Source organism: Mesorhizobium sp. M5C.F.Ca.IN.020.32.2.1 (assembly GCF_004023105.1).
Classification (GTDB): domain Bacteria; phylum Pseudomonadota; class Alphaproteobacteria; order Rhizobiales; family Rhizobiaceae; genus Mesorhizobium; species Mesorhizobium wenxiniae.
In genome coordinates this window covers 1-2,582 of record NZ_RZSX01000870.1, presented here as the reverse complement: position 1 = coordinate 2,582, position 2,582 = coordinate 1, and the positions used below count along the sequence as shown (strand labels likewise).

The 2,582-nt window shown below is 64.8% G+C and carries 2 protein-coding genes; both read right to left on the bottom strand.

The features are described 5' to 3' along the window. Positions 1-2,079, bottom strand: a 2,079-nt coding sequence (locus tag EOA86_RS30160; RefSeq protein WP_128344971.1) for an amylo-alpha-1,6-glucosidase, incomplete at its 3' end; no start/stop codon positions are given. Positions 2,080-2,123: 44 nt separating this feature from the next. Further along, a partial coding sequence (locus EOA86_RS30155; RefSeq protein ID WP_128344970.1) for a glycosyltransferase occupies positions 2,124-2,582 on the bottom strand: 459 nt, incomplete at its 5' end.

Genomic DNA, 2,582 nt, shown 5'->3' with positions numbered 1-2,582 from the left:
GAGATCCACCTTCCTGGTGCCAACGCCCAGATGCCTCAGCGTGAGCGTGTCGATACCAATCGGCAGCCTGGGACCGGTGACGTGGATTTGGCCGTCCCAGCCGTCGATCTCCAGGCCGAGGCAGGCCTGCATCAGCATGAAGGCAGACCCGGCCGACCAGGCCTGTGGCAGGCACGCGACGGGATAGGCGATCGGCGCTTCGCCCGGCGCGCGGGTAAAGCCGCAGAACAGTTCGGGCAACCGCATGTTGAAATGGACAGCCGATTCGAAGGTGCTGCTCATCAGCCGGACCACGCTTTCACGCTCGCCAAAGCGTGCCAGACCGGCGCCGCACATGGCGGTGTCATGCGGCCAGATCGAGCCATTGTGGTATGACATCGGGTTGAAGAACACAGCATCGTCGGCGAGCGTCCTCAGCCCCCAGCCCGAATGGAAGGAAGCCGAAAGCAGCTGGTCGGCGACCAGCTTCGCCCGCGTCGGCTCGGGGAGCCCGACATAGAGAAGATGCCCGACATTAGACGTCCGCGCCTTGCAGGGCTCGCCGGCGCCATCAATCGCCAAGGCATAGAAGCCGAGATCGTCCAGCCAGAAATGGCGTTCCACAGCGGCACGCATGGCCTCGGCGCGGCTGTCCCAATGATCGGCCCTGTCACCTTCGCTGCGGCGGCGGGCGAGCGCCGCCAGCCCCCGGAAGGCGGCAAAGACATAGCCTTGCACCTCCACCAGAGCGATCGGTCCCTTTGGGATGCGGCCGTCTGCATGGAAGACGGAATCGATGCTGTCCTTCCATCCCTGGTTGGAGAGGCCGGACTCGGCGGCACGCTGATAGGTTACGAAGCCGCTCGGCCGGCTCGCCTCCTCGGTCCACTCGGCCGCAGCGCAGAGCGACGGCCACAGGCTGTCTACGAACGCCATGTCGCCGGTACGGTCCGCATAGGCACAGGCGAGATGGATGAAGAGCGGCGTCGTGTCGACACCGCCATAGTAGCGGCCGAAGGGGAGCTCCCGCAGCGCCGCCATTTCGCCTTTGCGGGTCTCGTGCATGATCTTACCCGGCTGAGAATCGCTGAACGGCGATGTCTCCGTAGCCTGGTGCTGGGCAAGGAAGGCCAGCACGCCTCGCGCCAAATCCGGGTTGAGCCACAGCATCTGCAACGCGGAGATCACGCCGTCACGGCCGAACGCCGTAGAAAACCAGGGGATACCCGCATATGGGTAGGGTCCGGTCGTAAGCTCCGTGGTCAGCAGCGCCACATCCGCGCGAGCGCGCTCGACCCAATCGTTGAAGACGCGGCCGGAACTGTGCACAGTGGCACCATGGCGGCGCTTGGCCCGCATGCCGAAGCGAGCGCGGGCCGCGGCGGCGCGGTAGCGATCGCGGTTCGGCGTTTCCGCCACTCCGGGACCGACCTCGACATACAGCACCTTGCTGCTGCGCCTCGTCACGGCAATCAGGAAGTCAGCACGGTCGGCCGTCAGCTGGTCCGGCGCCTGCGAGAAAGATATCGCCGACATCCGCGCCAGCCCGTCCAGCCCGTCGTAGCGAAGCAGGACGGAGCTCGCATCCGTCTCGGCAGCATGGGCCATGCCGCGCTTCAGCCGTGTCGAGCCGCGCACTTCGAACATGTCGCGGAAATCGGCGGCAAAATGCAGCGAAACGCGGATGGTGGAGTGGTCCTGGCTGTAGTTGGAAAGGGTGATGCGTTCAAACAACCGGTCCTGCCAAAGCAGCCTGACGCGTTCGATATGGATCGCGCCCTGCGGAATGTCCCGGCCGCGGGCGCTCTGCATCGGCAGATTGGTCAGGTTGGAGGTGAAGAGCACATTGTCCTGGCTGAGCGACGCACCGAGCAGCGATGTCTGCCGGCCGCCGACGGTCAGCCGGAATTCGGAAAGCACTCGCGTGTCGTCACGGAAGAAACCATCGCCGGCGCCGCGAATATCGCCGTAGGCATCGGCCACGGCAAAGCAATCGCCTTGCTTGAGGGCGAACAGCCGATGCGGCTCTCGAGGTGCGGTGGCGTCCAGGGACGCAAGTGCTACCGCGGGATCAAGCTTGCGCTCGTCGAGTTGGGCCATTCGCTACATATCTCTCTCGTTTCGCCCCCCGGAGGTAATGCCGCTCACGACGCTCGTGCTTCGGCCGAGGCGCCGATCAGGCGCGCATAGGCGGAAACGTAGTCGCGGGTCATTCTTTCGGCGGAAAACCGCCTTTCGAAGACAGCTCGCACCTTCCGCCTGTCGAGCCGCAGCATGCCCGGCATCGAGGCGACCGCGCCCTCCATGGAATCCACGATAAAACCGGTCACGCCTTGATCGACGATTTCCGGCATTGCGCCGGAGCTCCAGGCGATCACCGGCGTGCCGCAGGCCATCGCCTCTATGACGGCAAGACCGAACGGCTCTGGCCAGTCGATCGGGAATACGAGGCCGGCCGCCTTGCCGAGGAATTCCGCCTTCTTATCCTCCTCGATCTCGCCGACATACTCGACACGGTCACCGTCGACCAGCGGCTCGACCATTTCTCGGAAATAGGCGCGGTCGTCGTCGCCGATCTTTGCCGCAAGCTTCAGTTTCAGCCC